Origin of the sequence: Natrononativus amylolyticus, from assembly GCF_024362525.1 — an archaeon.
GTDB classification, from domain to species: domain Archaea; phylum Halobacteriota; class Halobacteria; order Halobacteriales; family Natrialbaceae; genus Natrononativus; species Natrononativus amylolyticus.
Genome location: NZ_CP101458.1, coordinates 946,363 through 960,154 on the forward strand (window position 1 = coordinate 946,363; position 13,792 = coordinate 960,154).

Here is a 13,792-nt window from a genome sequence, read left to right on the forward strand (position 1 = left end):
CGACCCCCACTCACGCGTCTGCGAGCAGCCGTTCTACGCGATTTGCGAGCGCCGCGAACGCCGCCTCGCTCACCGCGTGGCCCGCCTCGGGCGTTCGCAGTTCGGTTACGTTCCCACCGAGTCCCTCGAGGAGCCGCCCGGTCGCCCGGAACCGGTCGACGTCGACGTGCGGGTCGTCCTCGCCGGCGGCGAGCAGGACGGGCGTTCCCTCGAGCGAGCCGGGGGCGTCGATCGTTCGGGCCGCGGGCTCGGGGCCGAGAACGGTGCCGGAGAGGATTCCGAGGCCGCCGTAGCGCATCGGGTTCCGAAGCGCGGCCTCCGCGGCGACGGACGCCCCCTGCGAGAAACCCACGAGCAGCGTTCGCTCCGGAGGGATCCCGACGTCGGCCGCCGCCTCGAGCGCCCGGGCGACCGCGTCGACCGCCGAAGTGAGCCAGGGTTCGTTCGCCTCGAGCGGGGCGTCCGCGGCTCGCGGATACCACCGACCCCGTTCGGCGGCCGGAGCGAACACGGCGACGCCGCGGCGGTACAGCGGTTCGAACAGGTTCGTCACGCCCTGGGCGGTCGCGCCCCGGCCGTGGAGGGCGACGACGGCGACCTCGGCGGCGCCGGCGGGCGCACCGCTGATCAGCAGTTCCTGTTCCCCGTGTGGGTCTCGAGCGTCGGGGTCGACGCTCACGGCGACGGTTCCCCGCCAGTCTCGTCGGCTCGCTCGCCGATACTCCGGGGAGATCGGAGCGGCGGAAGCTGCGACTCGACCAGTTCGCGGTCGTCCTCGAACCGCGGCGGAAGATACAGTTCGGGTGCGGGCGTCGCCGCCTCGAGTCCCGGCCCCGCCGTGGCGAGTTCGATCAGGACGCCGCCCGGCTCGCGGACGTACAGCGAGTGAAAGAAGTGACGATCCCTGATCCGGGAGACGTCGTACTCACGCCCGCGAAAGTAGTCGTGCCACTCGAGCAGTTCCTCGCGATCTCTCACCCGGAGGGCGACGTGGTGGATCGTTCCGGGGCCCTCGCGGCCGAACGCCGCCTCGCGGTCGAGGAGGTCGACGACGGCCGTCCGTTCGCTGGCCGCGCGGTAGCGCACCCGGTCGCCCTCCTGGCCGACCCGACCGAATCCGAGCGTCTCGAGGACGCTCGCGGTTGCATACGGGTTCGCGGAGAGGACCGACACGCCGGCGAGTCCGCGGATCGAGGCGCGGTCGGGGACCGGCCCCTCGAGTCGCGGCTCCGACACCGGCGCCGCGGCGGCGAGTTCGACCCGCGTCCCGTCGGGGTCGGTCGTCGAGAGGACCCGCTCGTCGAACCGCTCTGTCGGTCCCTCGACGGGGTGACCCGCGGCCGCGAGTCGATCCGCCCAGTACGACAGCGAGCCCGCGGGGACGGCGAAGCCGACGGCGGACACCTGTGGCTTTCCGACCCGGCCGGGGTCCGCCGTCGGCGTCGGAAAGAACGTCACGACCGACCCCGGCGACCCCGCGTCGTCGCCGTAGTAGAGGTGGGCCATCAGCACGTCCTCGAAGTTGACGGTGTGGACCAGAAATCGCAGGCCGAGCGCGCCGGCGTAGAACTCGACGTTCGCCTGCGGATCGCCGGCGAGACCGGTGACGTGGTGAAGCCCCGACGGTTCCGGACCCATCAGTCACACTCCGGCCGGCCGGCGGATAACGGTTGTGCGCCGACCGCCGACACCCCGCGGGAACCCGCGTCGCTCACTCCTCGGCTCGCGGCAGCTCCGCCCGCAGGTACTCGACGAACTTCTCGGGGTGCTCGGCGTGGGGGAGCTGCGTCGCGTAGTCGACGACGACCAGGTCGCAGTCGGCCGCCTCGGCCAGCTCCCGGCCCTCCCGCAGCGGGACGAGCCTCGCGTCCCGACCCCAGACGAGCGTCACCGGAATCTCGAGGGCCGCGAGTTCGGTCTGGAGGTCGAAGTCGGGCTCCAGGGTTCCGGAGGCGAAGGAGGCGGGGGCGAAGCGGGCACCGGGCTGGTGGGCGCTGCGCCAGGCGTACTCGACTTCCTCCTCGTCGATCCGGGCGGGGTCGTAGTAGCCGTCGCGGTCGTAGAAGTAGCGGATCGACGGCTTGCTCGCCAGCGCGTTGAACAGCGCGGTGCCGAGGACGGGCGTCCGGAGCAGCGTCCGAAGCCACGGCCGGTACTGGGAGGTCTCGCCCGTGGGGCAGACGAGCACCAGGCGCTCGAACTCGGCGTCACCGGCGGCGTCGACGGCGAACGCGCCGGTCAGCGAGGAGGCGAGGACGATCGGCTCGTCGGCGACGTCGCCCGCAAAGTCGCGGACGAACTCGGCGTACAGCCCGGTGGAGTACACGAGCGGCGGCCGGTCCGAGCGGCCGAAGCCGGGGAGGTCGACCGCGATCACGCGGTAGTCCTCGGCCAGCTCCGCAAAGGTGGGCGCGAACTCGTGGCTGCTCGCCCCCGCGTGAATCCCGTGGAACAGGACGATCTCCGGCGCGTCGGGCTCGCCCGCGACGGTGTAGCTGACGTCCATCCCGCGCCAGCGGTATGTTCGTTCGACGCCCGGGAGCGGGTTGTCGAGCGCTCCGGCGCGCGTTTCGAGCAGGCGATTCCCGACCACGGCGGCGCCGGCGGCGCCGACGGCCGCTCCGAGGACCGTTCTGAGTTTCATACTCGAGGTTCGACAGCGGCGGCCTTAGTCCTGCGGTTCGTCACACTCCACGGCGAACCGACCGGGGCGCTGTAGTAACCACTGACAGTCAGTACACACCTGCTCGCGCAGGTCCGCCCGAAGTCGGCCCACCCCGCCGGTTTCGGGCGTCGCGTGCGAGCAGTGTGTACCCCGTTTCAGCTGTTACGACACCGGGACGTCGACTCGAGCGGCTCGCCCTCGAGCTCGCCGAGACACGCCTCGACGGGCGCCAGCACGTCCGAAACGATCGAGTACGGGTCCGTCTCGCCCGCCCGCACCGCCTCCGCGAGGTCGTCGACGCCGCCGGCGGCCGCGAGTTCGGCCTCGAGCAGGCCGTGGACGTCCTCGCGGAGTAAGGTGCGGATCTCCTCGGCGTAGCGCTGGCGGCTCCGGTCGGCGAGTTCGCCCGAGCGCTCGAGGAACCGGTAGTGGTTCGCGAGTTCCTCGATGAACGCCTCGACGCCGGTCGCCTCGGTGGCGACGGTTTCGACGATCGGCGGCGTCCAGCTCTCCGGTTCCTCGGCTGCCTCTCCGGCTCCGTCTTCCCGATCCCCCATCGCGTCGGGACCGTGGTGGCCCGCGCTCCCGCCGAACCCGCCGCCCTCGCCGAGTTCGATCATCTCCGTGAGTTCCTGAACGGTGCGATCGGCACCGGGGCGGTCGGCCTTGTTGACGACGAACACGTCCGCGATCTCGAGGATGCCGGCTTTCAGCGTCTGGACCGAATCGCCCGAGCCGGGCGGGACGAGCACCGCGACGGTGTCGGCGGTCCGGACGATGTCGATCTCGTTCTGGCCGGCACCGACGGTCTCGATGATGATCTTGTCCTTGCCGAAGGCGTCCATCGCCTTTACTGCATCTGCGGTCGCCGTCGAGAGCCCGCCGAGGGTGCCGCGGGCGCTCATCGATCGGACGAAGACGTCCATATCGCCCACCGTCGAGGCCATCCGGATGCGGTCGCCCAGGACGGCGCCGCCGGTGAACGGCGAGGAGGGGTCGATCGCGATGACGCCGACCGTCTCGCCCCGTTCCCTGTACGTCTCGGCGAGCTTGTCGACCAGCGTCGACTTCCCGGCGCCCGGACTTCCGGTGATCCCGATCACCTCGGCGTTGCCGGTGTGGGCGTAGAGCTCGGAGACCAGCGCGCGGTAGCCCGGCGAGCGGTTCTCGATCTTCGAGATCGTTCGGGCGAGGGCGCGGTGTTTCCCCGAGAGCAGCTCCTCGAGCAACCGCTCGTCGTCCCCGTTCAGGTCGGCCTCGCCGCTCATCGCTCGGGGGCGTTCTCGCGGACGAACTCGATCGTCTCCTCGATCGACGTGCCGGGGCCGAACACCGCGGCGACGCCCTGCTCTTTGAGTTCGGCCTGGTCGTCTTCGGGGATCACGCCGCCGACCAGCACGAGCGTGTCCTCTCTGGCGTCGTACTCCTCGAGGCCCTCCATGATCTTCGGGACGAGCGTGCCGTGGGCGCCCGAGAGGATCGAAATGCCGAGGACGTCGACGTCCTCCTGAACCGTCGCCTGGACGATCTCCTCGGGGGCCTTGTGGAGCCCGGAGTAGATCACCTCGAAGCCCGCGTCGCGAAACGCCCGCGCGATGACGTGTGCGCCGCGGTCGTGGCCGTCGAGACCGACCTTCGCGACGAGACACCGGATCGACCGCTGCTCCTGTTCGCTCATACCGGTCAGTTCACGAGCCTGCCGTTTGACTGTAACGGAAGTTTGTGGGGGTTGTGGGGGGACGCCACGCCGCACACCGGTACGCCGGCGAACCTATTTCCCGTCCGTCGGTGTTCGATCGGTAGCATGACGACGGACACGCGAGCGGCGATCGCTCGGCGCCTCGAGCGAGCGCTCCGGTTCGCGATCGGGGCGGTCTTCGTCGCGGGCGTTCGGCGGCGGAATCCGGGGGCGGTGGTCAACGCTGCGGTTTCGTTCGGACTCAGCTTCCTTCCTGGTCTGCTCGAACGCCGCTACGGCGTGGAGTTCCGGCCCTGGCAGCGCGTCTACGCGGTGACGGCGCTGTTCACGCACGCCGTCGGGATGCTCGGCCCGTACGACGACACGTGGTGGTGGGATCACCTCACGCACGTCCACTCCGCCTCCGTACTCGGCGGACTCGCCCACGCGGCCGCACGCCGCCGCGGCCGCGACCCCCGGCGGTGTACCCTCGCCGCGGTGGTCGTCGGCGGCGTCTGCTGGGAGGTCGTCGAGTACGTGATTCACGCAGTCGCCCGTCGGCTGGGCGTCGAGCCGATTCTCGTCTCGTACGGACGCCGCGACACCGTGTTGGATCTCTTCTTCAACGCCGTCGGCGCGCTTCTCGTGCTCGTCTTCGGCGAGTCGCTCCTCCGAAATCTCGCGCGAGACGACGACTGATACGGTCTGTTGTGAGCCGTTACCGGTGATCGCTCGACCGGGCAGTGATCACGGCGACACGGGACACCGATCCGGATGCGCGCCGGCTCAGTCGACCAGAACGAACCTGATGCGCTCCTCGTCGCTGCCGCGGGTTTCCCGCCCCGCGATCTCGAGGCTCCCGAGCGCGCCGGTCGAGGCGACGTGCGTGCCGGCGCAGGCGACCCGGTCGAACGGCTCGTCGGCGTCGCCGATCTCGACGATCCGGAGCTCGGTGATCGACTCGGGCAGGAGGTCGATCCGGGTGCGCTCGGTGTCGAGTTCGGTCTCCGCGACCGCGCGGTCGAGTTCGTACCACCGGACGGGGAGGTCGGCCGCGATCAGCTCGTTCAGGGCGTCCTCGATCGCCTCGAGGTCCGCGTCGGCAAACCGGTCGTGCGCGCAGTCGAGGCGAGCCCGGTCGGCGTACAGCTGGTTGCCCGTCGTCGCCGCCCCGTATTGCTCGAGCAGGTGCGCAGAGAGCAGGTGCTGGGCCGTGTGATAGCGCATGTGCGCCCGCCGGCGCTCCCAGTCGAGTTCCCCCTCGACGGCGTCGCCCGGAGCCGGCGGCTCCTCGTCGGCCTCGAGCGCCAGGTGGTGGTAGATCGTGTCGCGCTTGCGGACGTCCTCGACCGGCCACTCCCTGTCGCCGAGCCGGAGAACCCCGGTGTCGGCGGGCTGGCCGCCACCCCGTGGGTAGAACAGGGTGCGGTCGAGAACGACCCGGTCGTCGACGACGCGCTCGACCGTCGCCTCGAAGCGGCGGCGGTCGGAGTCGGTGAGGTATCGGGGTTCGGTCACGCTCGAGTGTGGGCGACGGGATCGTATAACTCGGCCGGTCGGGGCCGCGCTCGGAGCGGTCGGTTTCAGGAAGTTCGGGTGAACCAAAGGCTAAAGAGTGGAACGAACCAATATTCCCGTAATGACTATCGCTCGTATGCTGCGGAGGGATCTCTCGTGGGCGTTGAGATAAAAGAGACTAGCGTCAGCGACGCCGAGTTCGAGACGATGAAGCGGTTCGTCTTCGAGTACCTCGCGGCCAGCGTCGAGAACGAAGACGAGGGCGGACGGATGCGGTGGTACCCGTGGCACTCCGCGGAGTATCGCCACAACCACATCCTCAACGTGGTGTCGCTGGCCGAGGAGATCGCCGAGAAGGAGGGGGCAGACGTCGACGTCACCCGCGTCGCCGCACTGTTTCACGACGTCGCCAAGCTCGAGGCCGACCAGGAGCTCCACGCCGAGGCCGGCGCTCGCGTCGCCCGCGAGTACCTCGAGTCCCGCGGGGAGTACCCCGAGTCGTTCGTCTCGCAGGTGACCCGCGCGATCGAGAACCACTCCTACCAGGGGACGCTGTCGGATCTCCCCCTCGAGACGCAGTGTCTCATCGAGGCCGACCTGCTCGACAAGATCGGCGCCAACGGCACCGCGCTGATGCTCCTGCGGATGGGCTACGAGGCCCGCACGCACATGGAGTCCGACGAGATGGTCGAGCGCGTCTTAGAGCGCGGCCGGGACGCCGCGGCGCGCGTCGAGAGCGACACCGCCGAGAGCATCGCCCACCAGCGGCTCAAGCGCGTGGTCTGGTTCAGCGAGTGGCTCGAGGACGAGATCGCCGGGATGGGCGACTAGAGCAGCCCCGTCACGCCGATCCAGGCGAACAGCAGGCCGAACCCGCAGAGGACGGCCGCGCTGAGCGCCGCGACCAGCGGTGCGAGGGCGTCGACGCGCCGGCCGGCGCCAACGAGCGCCGCCGGGTAGCAGACGATCCAGAGGGCGATCCCGCCGAAGAAGCCGACGAGCAACGCGGGGCTCCCCGTCTGGACGGCCAGTTCCCCGACCCGCTCACGGACCAGCGTGCCGGTTCCGGCGGGGAGGTGTGCGGTCAGCGAGAGCGTCCCCGGGCGGACGAGACCGACGCCGACGGTGAGCCAGAACGCGAGCTGGTAGGGGTTCGTCAGCGAGAGGGCGAACGCCTTCTGGAAGCCCGTCGCGCTCCGGTCGACCTCGCCGTCGGTGAACGAACTCGCCGCTCGCGCGTCGCGGGCGGCGCCGAGCGCGAAGAAGAGCATGAGCGCCCCGCCGACGAGAAACAGGACGTGCTGGACGGTCCGGTTGCCGCCGAGCAGCGCGGCGACGCCCGCGAACGTGAGCGCGAAGAAGAGCACGTCGGCGAGCATCGCGCCGACGCCGGCCCAGAACCCGGCGTGCCAGCCCCGGAGGACGCTCTCCTCGGCGATGATGGCGTTCATCGGGCCCGGCGGCGCGGCGAGGGCGACGCCGAAGACGACGCCCGCGACCGCGGAGACGAGAAGCGAGGTCACTGTCAGTGCTCGAGTCGACTCCCGGTCGATAAAAACGTCGCGGCTCCGGCACGTCGCGAACCGCCGTCGATCTAAAGATCCTAATACACATCCCCTACAACAATTTTATACTGGAACGTGATTGGACCGGGTATGTCTTCTTCAGACTCTACGTATGTTCCCAAGGCGTGTGCGTATATCACGCGCAACGGCGACGAGCTACTGGTGTTCCGGAGCCCGACGGACGACCGACTGCAGGTCCCCAAGGGGACGGTCGAATCGGGGGAGACGCCCCGCGAGGCGCTGTTCCGCGAGGTCGCCGAGGAGAGCGGGCTGTGCTCGCTCTCTTCGGTGCAGCCGCTCGCACGCGACGTCTGGTTCCGGCGGGAGGGACGCTGGTACGTCCGGAACTTCTTTCACGCGAGCGTCTACGAACCCCGCGATAGCTGGACCCACGTCGTCACCGGCGCGGGCGAGGAACGCGGCCGCGAGTTCGAGTACTCCTGGGTCGACCTCGAGTCGGTTCCCGGCCGGGCGTTCGCGATGGATCTCGACGACTACGTCCCGCTGCTCGAGTCGGGCGTCGGGCGCGGGGAGTGGGCGGCCCCGGCGGAGCAGGCGACGAGCGACTGACCGCGGCGGCGCTCACTCGCGGTAGCAGGCCCGCTCGACCCGCCGATCGTACAACCCTGCGAGCAGGTCCGTGACGGGGCCGCCGCCGACCTCGAGCCCGTCGACGGTCGCGACGGGCCGGAGCTCCCACGTCGTGTTCGTCAGAAACGCCTCGTCGGCCTCGCGGACGTCAGTGGGATCGTACCGACCCTCGAAGACCGGCATGTCGGCCTCGGCGGCCAGTTCGAGGACGACCGCGCGCGTGATCCCCGGCAACACCGACCCGTCCGTCGCGGGCGTGTGGAGACCGTCCTCGCGGACGAAGAAGACGTTGCTCGTCGCCCCCTCCGCGACGTTCCCCTCGAGGTCGCGCAGTAGCGCCTCGTCGGCGTCGTACAGCTCCTGACGGGCCAGGATCCCGTTGAGGTAGTTGTGGGTCTTCGCCCCCGCGGGGATCGCCTCGTCGGGGATTCGCCGGGTTTTCACCGTCTGGAGCGTCGCCGGCTCGTCCCAGACCGACTCGCCCTCGAGACCGCCGCGCGGGAGCGGCTTCGCGTAGACGACGACGGTCGGGTCGACCGCCGGTCGCGGCGTGAGTTTGCCGGGCTGGACTCCGCGCGTGATCGAGAGGCGCACGTAGGCGTCGGCGAGATCGTTCGCCGCGAGCGTCTCGTCGATCCGCCCGCGGAGGTTCGATCGGGAGAGCCCGTGTGTGAGCCCCAGCGACTCGCAGGTGCGCTCGAGCCGGTCGGCGTGGGCGTCCCACTCGAAGACGCGGCCGCCGTAGACCCGGAGCGTCTCGAAGGCGCCGTCGCCGTAGCGAAAGCCGCGGTCGTCGACGCTGACGGTCGCCTCGTCGGCGGGCACCAGCTCGCCGTCGACGTGGTACGTCCGCTCCGTCACGCTCCGGTTCCCTCCCGGTCGGCGTGATCGGCCGCGAGCCCACAGAAGTTGGCGACCATCCGCTTGCCGACCTCGAGCGAGATGCGCTCGCCGGCTCCCGATTCTTCCGTCCCCGAATCGGGCTCGCGCGTGAGGATGCTCTCCGGGTGGAACTGCACCCCGACGTGGGGTTTCTCCCGGTGGCGAACCGCCATCAGCACGTCGCGCTCGTCGGCCGTGCTCGCAGTCTCGACGAGCGAGTCGGGGAGGTCCGCCCGGTCGACCGACAGCGAATGGTAGCGGCCGACCTGGACCCGCTCGGGCAGCCCCGCGAAGATCCCGTCGCCGTCGTGGGTGACGACCGACGGCTTGCCGTGGACGACCTCCGAGGCGTGGCCGACCGGCGCGCCGCCGGCGGCACACAGCGCCTGGTGGCCGAGGCAGACCCCCAGGATCGGCACCTCGGTCTCGGCGAACAGCGGGATCGAGATTCCGGCGTCGGCGGGCGTTCCGGGGCCGGGCGAGACGACGATCCCGGTCGGCTCGAGCGCGCGAACCTCCTCGAGGGTGATCGCGTCGTTGCGCCGGACGACCACCTCGTCTGCGACCTCGCCGACGTACTGGACGAGGTTGTAGACGAACGAGTCGTAGTTGTCGATCACGAGAACGCGTGTGTCGGCGGTCATCGCCCACCTCCGCCGTTGGCCGCGTCCGAACCGATGTCGTCCGTCCCGGCGTCGGCCTCGAGTCCCATCCCCGCCCGCTCGCCAAGCGCCGTGTCGATCGCGGTGACGAGCGCGCGGGCCTTGTCGAGGGTTTCGTCGTACTCCCGCTCCGGCACCGAGTCGTGAACGATCCCCGCGCCGACCCGGAGGTGGTACTCCTCGCCGTGGCGGACGAGGGTGCGAATAACGATGTTGAGCGTGGCCCGGCCGTCGAAGCCGAATATCCCCATGCTTCCGGTGTACGGCCCCCGCCTGGTCGCCTCGAGTTCGTCGATGATCTCCATAGTGCGGGGTTTGGGCGCTCCCGTGATCGTCCCGCCGGGGAAGGTGGCCGCGACCGCGTCCGAGAGCGTCGCCTCGGCCCGGAGCCTGCCGGTCACGTTCGAGACGAGGTGCATCACCTCCGAGTAGCGGTCCACCCGGCGGTACTCCGCGACGTCGACGCTTCCGTACGCACAGACCTTTCCGAGGTCGTTTCGCTCGAGGTCGACTAACATCGCGTGCTCTGCGCGCTCCTTCTCGTCGCCCAGGAGGTCCGCCTCGAGCGCGTCGTCCTCCTCGGGGGTCGCCCCGCGGGGGCGGGTACCGGCGATGGGTTCGGTGCGGACGAAGTCGCCGTCGCGCTCTCGCGGGCGCTGCCCGCTCACGGGCCGTTCCTTCCCGCTTGCGCCATCGAGGCCCTCACCTCGTTCGAACCTCGCACCGCTCGACGATTCCGGGGGGCGTGGCCCCCCGCGCTCTAACAGGAGTTCGGGGCTCGCGCTCACGAGGTCCACGGACCGGAACTCGAGGAGCCCGGAGTACGGCGCCGGGTTCACCCGCCGCAGGGCGTCGTAGGCGGCGACGGGGTGGACCGCCGCCGGCGCCTCGAGGCGCTGTGAGACGTTCGCCTGGAACGTGTCGCCCTCGCGGACGTACTCCTTGACCCGCCGAACGCGGTCGGCGAACGCCCCGCGACCGCAGGCGCTCTCGAACGTCGCCTCGGGGGCCGAAACCGGCGGCTCGCCGACGGCGGGGTCGCCCTCGAGGGCGCGCCCGGCCAGGTCGAGTGCGCGCGCTCTGGCGCGCTCGTAGGTGGCGGTCAGCTCGTCGGGATCGGTGCCCTCGAGGCGGGGGCAGGCGGTGATCCGCAGCGTCACCTCGTCGTCCGCCGTCGCCTCCCAGGCCGCGAGGCGGTCGTAGACGCAGACCTCGAGTCTGGGCAGCCCGCGGTCGTCGACGGCCGACGCGGGCGACTCGAGGTCCTCGAGTTCCCGGGCGACGTCGTAGGAGAGCCAGCCGACGGCGCCGCACGGGTACGGCACGGAGCAGTCGCCGCGGACGAGCGTCTCGCCCGCGAGCAGCCCCTCCAGCGCGGCGAGCGACGGCGATCCCTCGCTCTCCGCGTTCCGACGGACCGCCTCGGGGCCGACCGTGAGCCGGTCGGCCGGCTCGCAGCCGAAGTAGCCCCAGCCGGACTGGCCGCCGGTCGTCTCGAGGAAGACGCCGCCGGCTCCGTCGCGGGCGCGGCGGTAGGCGAGAAACGGATCGGAGACGGTGACGCGGACCTCGACGGGGACACGAGCGCCGGCGGCGGTCGCTCCGGCGCGCCGAAACGCGTCGACGGACGTCACCACGCGCGGCTCGTTCATACGTGGAGAACGCCACAGCGGCCTAACGCTCTTGCGATTCGCGGGCGCAGTCGGGAGAACGGTGTGCCCGGTTACCGGACCTTCGCGCGGTCGATCCAGCCCTGGATTCGCGTCTCGGAGATGTCGGTCCCCTCGGCGAGTGCGGCCGCGTCGGCGGTCGCGAGGTCGCTGACGGTTTCGACGCCCTCGGCGGCCAGCCGGTCGGCGTAGGCGGGGCCGATCCCCTTGATTGAGTTGACCGGTTCGCTCGGGGTGTCGGTCGGCTCCTTCTCCACTTCGGGCGTCGCGTCGGTTTCCGTGGGCCCGGTCGCCTCGGCGGGTTCTGCCGCCGACTCCGGCTCCCCGGTCGGCTCGGTCAGCGAATCGGTCGACGCTGCCGCACTCCCACCCGCGGCCGCCGCCTCGTCTGCTGACTCCCGGTCATCCGGTTCCCGGTCGGCGTCGCCCTCGAGATCCGTCGCGACCGTCTCGTCCTCGGCCGCCGGCTCCGGCTCGTCCGGCGTCTCACGCTCGCGTTCAACGGTGACGCCGACGTCTCGAGACTCCCGTGGCTCCGACCCTGAATCGTCGATCCCCAGCAACGATTTCAGCTTTTGGAGGATTGCCATTACCTGTAGGTAGTGCGGTCATTGGCCTAAAGTCGTTTGATCCGCGAGAGCAACACGCATCCGGCGTCGTGGGGCCGTCTCGGCGCCGAAACCGGTCAGAGCCGCGACCGGAGCGCCTCGTTCATGGTCGCGGTCGGCGCCGTCCGTCCGGTCCACCGCTCGAGCGCCGCCACCCCCTGAAACAGCAGCATCCACGCGCCGTCGACGGTCGTCGCGCCGGCCGCTTCCGCGTCGCGGAGCAAACGGGTCTCGAGGGGGCGATACACCGCGTCCATCACCGCGAGGTCGGCGTGGAGCGCGTCGGCGGACACCGGCGAGGCGTCTGCTTCCATCCCGACGCTCGTGGCGTTCACGAGCAGGTCGGCGTCTACGAGCAGGTCCGGCACCGACTCGAGGGCGTGTCCCGTCGCGCCGGGGACCTCCTCGGCGAGGTCGCGTGCGCGGGCGGTGGTGCGGTTTGCGACCGCGACTTCCGCCCCCGCGTCGGCCAATCCGAAGGCGATCGCGCGACCCGCGCCGCCGGCGCCGACGACGACGGCCGCGGCCTCCTCGAGTGCAACGTCGTGTTCCCGGAGCGCGCGAATCGCGCCCGTCGCGTCGGTGTTGTGACCGGTCGGTGCGCCCCCCGAGAAGTCGATCGTGTTGACCGCGCCGATCCGCCTGGCGAGGTCGTCCGGCTCGACGTGTGCGAGCGCGTCCCGCTTGAACGGGATCGTCACGTTCAGGCCCGCGACCCCGAGGGCGGCCGCCCCGTCGATCGCCCGCTCGAGATCGCCGGGATCGGGTTCGAAGGTGACGTAGCGCGCCTCGAGGCCGAGGGCGTCGTACGCCGCCTCGTGCATCGGCGGCGACAGCGAGTGACCGACGGGGTTGCCGAGCAGTCCGTAGACGTCCATACCCGGTATCGGGACGGCGGCGGTATAATCGGCCCGCCTCCGGCAGCGTTTCCCGAACGGCCCAGTCCGGTCGCTCCCGGACCGGCAGAACCCGGACGGCTTATGCCGGCGTCGGGAGAAGCCCGGCCCATGCTCGCGGACGTCGCCCTCTACCTGTTGTTTCTCGCCGCCGGCGCGGCGGCTCTCTACGGGGGCGCGGAGCTGCTCGTCGCGGGCGCCGGCCGCCTCGCGCTCGGGCTGGGGCTGCGAGCGGCGACCGTCGGGGTAACGGTGATCGCCCTCGCGACGACCGCCCCCGAGCTGTTCGTCGCGACGATCGGCGCCCTCGACGTCTCCGCCGACATCGGTCTCGGAGCGATCGTCGGCTCGAACATCGCGAACATCGGACTCGTTCTCGGGATCGCGGCGCTGATCCGCCCGCTGCAGGTCAGCCCGGTCGTCCTCCGGCGACACGTCCCGTTCATGGTGCTGGCGGCGGTCCTGTTGCTCGCGTTCGGCGCGAACGGCCGCATCGGGCGGCTCGAGGGTGCCGTCTTCCTGCTCGTACTCGCCGGGTTCACGGGATACCTGCTGTACTGGGTCAACGCCGATCCCGCGCCCGCAGTCGACCACCCGGGCGCCTACGACGGGGTCGCGGGCCGCGACGTGGCCCTCGTGCTGGGCGGGCTCCTCGCGCTCGTCGTCGGCTCGCGCTGGCTCATCACCGGCGGCGTCGGCCTGCTGTCGGCGATGAACGTCCCCGACCTGGTCATCGGCCTCACCGTCCTCGCGCTGGGGACGTCACTGCCGGAACTCGCGGCCTCCGTCGTCGGCGCGATCCGCGACGAGACGGCGTTCTCGATCGGTAACGTCGTCGGCTCGAACATCTACAACGTCCTCGCCGTCCTCGGGGTCGTCTCGCTGGTCGTCCCGATCCAGGTCGCGCCGAGCACGCTCCGGTTCGAACTGCCCGCGATGGTCGCGTTCACCCTCCTGCTCGTCGGCATGATGGCCCGCGGGCGGGAGCTGGGACGTCTCGACGGCGCGATTCTCGTCTGTAGCTACGTCGCGTTCCTCCTCCTGCTGATAACCTGAG

Annotated in this window: 16 protein-coding genes; 4 read left to right on the forward strand and 12 right to left on the reverse strand. The window is 70.8% G+C overall.

From position 1 onward, the window contains the following. Window positions 1-10: 10 nt before the first annotated feature. The 5 genes from NMQ11_RS04805 to NMQ11_RS04825 all read right to left on the reverse strand — a co-directional run bounded on the left by NMQ11_RS04805 (window position 11) and on the right by NMQ11_RS04825 (window position 4,343). Window positions 11-679, reverse strand: coding sequence for an alpha/beta hydrolase (locus NMQ11_RS04805; RefSeq protein ID WP_255170268.1), 669 nt, complete (start codon window positions 677-679; stop codon window positions 11-13). Next, window positions 676-1,638, reverse strand: coding sequence for a VOC family protein (locus tag NMQ11_RS04810; RefSeq protein WP_255170269.1), 963 nt, complete (start codon window positions 1,636-1,638; stop codon window positions 676-678). Before NMQ11_RS04810 ends, NMQ11_RS04805 begins: the two co-directional genes overlap by 4 nt. Before the next feature lie 73 nt (window positions 1,639-1,711). After that, complete coding sequence (locus tag NMQ11_RS04815) at window positions 1,712-2,644, reverse strand: alpha/beta fold hydrolase (protein ID WP_255170270.1); 933 nt, start codon at window positions 2,642-2,644, stop codon at window positions 1,712-1,714. 176 nt (window positions 2,645-2,820) lie between these two features. Continuing rightward, the gene (gene meaB, locus NMQ11_RS04820; RefSeq protein ID WP_425607702.1) at window positions 2,821-3,933 is read right to left on the reverse strand and encodes a methylmalonyl Co-A mutase-associated GTPase MeaB; all 1,113 of its coding nucleotides are present in this window, start codon (window positions 3,931-3,933) and stop codon (window positions 2,821-2,823) included. Further along, entirely contained in the window at window positions 3,930-4,343 is a 414-nt protein-coding gene (locus NMQ11_RS04825) for a cobalamin B12-binding domain-containing protein (protein WP_255170271.1), read from the reverse strand. The genes meaB and NMQ11_RS04825 overlap by 4 nt, the downstream gene beginning before the upstream one ends. A 126-nt stretch (window positions 4,344-4,469) precedes the next feature. On the opposite strand from NMQ11_RS04825, the gene NMQ11_RS04830 reads away from it, so the two are divergent. Continuing rightward, window positions 4,470-5,042 (forward strand): DUF2238 domain-containing protein, encoded by a 573-nt coding sequence (locus tag NMQ11_RS04830; protein WP_255170272.1) that lies wholly within the window; start codon window positions 4,470-4,472, stop codon window positions 5,040-5,042. A gap of 87 nt (window positions 5,043-5,129) precedes the next feature. Here the strand turns inward: NMQ11_RS04830 and NMQ11_RS04835 are convergent, their stop codons facing one another. Then, window positions 5,130-5,861, reverse strand: a complete 732-nt coding sequence (locus NMQ11_RS04835) for an alanyl-tRNA editing protein (protein WP_255170273.1) — start codon at window positions 5,859-5,861, stop codon at window positions 5,130-5,132. Window positions 5,862-6,017: 156 nt separating this feature from the next. On the opposite strand from NMQ11_RS04835, the gene NMQ11_RS04840 reads away from it, so the two are divergent. After that, the gene (locus NMQ11_RS04840) at window positions 6,018-6,692 is read left to right on the forward strand and encodes an HD domain-containing protein (RefSeq protein WP_255170274.1); all 675 of its coding nucleotides are present in this window, start codon (window positions 6,018-6,020) and stop codon (window positions 6,690-6,692) included. Here the strand turns inward: NMQ11_RS04840 and NMQ11_RS04845 are convergent. Further along, window positions 6,689-7,384, reverse strand: a complete 696-nt coding sequence (locus NMQ11_RS04845; RefSeq protein ID WP_255170275.1) for a LysE family translocator — start codon at window positions 7,382-7,384, stop codon at window positions 6,689-6,691. The genes NMQ11_RS04840 and NMQ11_RS04845 overlap by 4 nt on opposite strands. 132 nt (window positions 7,385-7,516) lie before the next feature. On the opposite strand from NMQ11_RS04845, the gene NMQ11_RS04850 reads away from it, so the two are divergent. Next, window positions 7,517-7,996 carry an NUDIX hydrolase gene (locus NMQ11_RS04850; RefSeq protein WP_255170276.1) on the forward strand — a complete coding sequence of 160 codons (480 nt, stop codon included), beginning with the start codon at window positions 7,517-7,519 and terminating at the stop codon, window positions 7,994-7,996. A 12-nt stretch (window positions 7,997-8,008) separates the two neighbouring features. Here the strand turns inward: NMQ11_RS04850 and NMQ11_RS04855 are convergent, their stop codons facing one another. The 5 genes from NMQ11_RS04855 to NMQ11_RS04875 all read right to left on the reverse strand — a co-directional run bounded on the left by NMQ11_RS04855 (window position 8,009) and on the right by NMQ11_RS04875 (window position 12,717). Beyond that, window positions 8,009-8,878, reverse strand: coding sequence for an aminotransferase class IV (locus tag NMQ11_RS04855; protein WP_255170277.1), 870 nt, complete (start codon window positions 8,876-8,878; stop codon window positions 8,009-8,011). Beyond that, window positions 8,875-9,543 (reverse strand): anthranilate synthase component II, encoded by a 669-nt coding sequence (locus tag NMQ11_RS04860; RefSeq protein ID WP_255170278.1) that lies wholly within the window; start codon window positions 9,541-9,543, stop codon window positions 8,875-8,877. Before NMQ11_RS04860 ends, NMQ11_RS04855 begins: the two co-directional genes overlap by 4 nt. Further along, entirely contained in the window at window positions 9,540-11,213 is a 1,674-nt protein-coding gene (locus NMQ11_RS04865) for an anthranilate synthase component I family protein (RefSeq protein WP_255170279.1), read from the reverse strand. Before NMQ11_RS04865 ends, NMQ11_RS04860 begins: the two co-directional genes overlap by 4 nt. A gap of 71 nt (window positions 11,214-11,284) precedes the next feature. Further along, on the reverse strand, window positions 11,285-11,821 hold the full coding sequence (locus NMQ11_RS04870) for a helix-hairpin-helix domain-containing protein (RefSeq protein ID WP_255170280.1): 537 nt from the start codon (window positions 11,819-11,821) through the stop codon (window positions 11,285-11,287). 95 nt (window positions 11,822-11,916) lie between these two features. Then, entirely contained in the window at window positions 11,917-12,717 is an 801-nt protein-coding gene (locus NMQ11_RS04875) for a shikimate dehydrogenase (RefSeq protein ID WP_255170281.1), read from the reverse strand. A 129-nt stretch (window positions 12,718-12,846) separates the two neighbouring features. Between NMQ11_RS04875 and NMQ11_RS04880 the strand changes: the two genes are divergently transcribed. After that, on the forward strand, window positions 12,847-13,791 hold the full coding sequence (locus tag NMQ11_RS04880) for a calcium/sodium antiporter (protein ID WP_255170282.1): 945 nt from the start codon (window positions 12,847-12,849) through the stop codon (window positions 13,789-13,791). The last annotated feature ends 1 nt before the right edge of the window (window position 13,792 follow it).

Bases quoted from the DNA above. Each gene is read 5' to 3' on its own strand.
- NMQ11_RS04810 (WP_255170269.1), bottom strand. From the start codon at position 1,638: ATGGGTCCGGAACCGTCGGGGCTTCACCACGTCACCGGTCTCGCCGGC.
- NMQ11_RS04815 (WP_255170270.1), bottom strand. From the start codon at position 2,644: ATGAAACTCAGAACGGTCCTCGGAGCGGCCGTCGGCGCCGCCGGCGCC.
- meaB (WP_425607702.1), bottom strand. From the start codon at position 3,933: ATGAGCGGCGAGGCCGACCTGAACGGGGACGACGAGCGGTTGCTCGAG.
- NMQ11_RS04825 (WP_255170271.1), bottom strand. From the start codon at position 4,343: ATGAGCGAACAGGAGCAGCGGTCGATCCGGTGTCTCGTCGCGAAGGTC.
- NMQ11_RS04830 (WP_255170272.1), top strand. From the start codon at position 4,470: ATGACGACGGACACGCGAGCGGCGATCGCTCGGCGCCTCGAGCGAGCG.
- NMQ11_RS04850 (WP_255170276.1), top strand. From the start codon at position 7,517: ATGTCTTCTTCAGACTCTACGTATGTTCCCAAGGCGTGTGCGTATATC.
- NMQ11_RS04860 (WP_255170278.1), bottom strand. From the start codon at position 9,543: ATGACCGCCGACACACGCGTTCTCGTGATCGACAACTACGACTCGTTC.
- NMQ11_RS04865 (WP_255170279.1), bottom strand. From the start codon at position 11,213: ATGAACGAGCCGCGCGTGGTGACGTCCGTCGACGCGTTTCGGCGCGCC.
- NMQ11_RS04870 (WP_255170280.1), bottom strand. From the start codon at position 11,821: ATGGCAATCCTCCAAAAGCTGAAATCGTTGCTGGGGATCGACGATTCA.
- NMQ11_RS04875 (WP_255170281.1), bottom strand. From the start codon at position 12,717: ATGGACGTCTACGGACTGCTCGGCAACCCCGTCGGTCACTCGCTGTCG.
- NMQ11_RS04880 (WP_255170282.1), top strand. From the start codon at position 12,847: ATGCTCGCGGACGTCGCCCTCTACCTGTTGTTTCTCGCCGCCGGCGCG.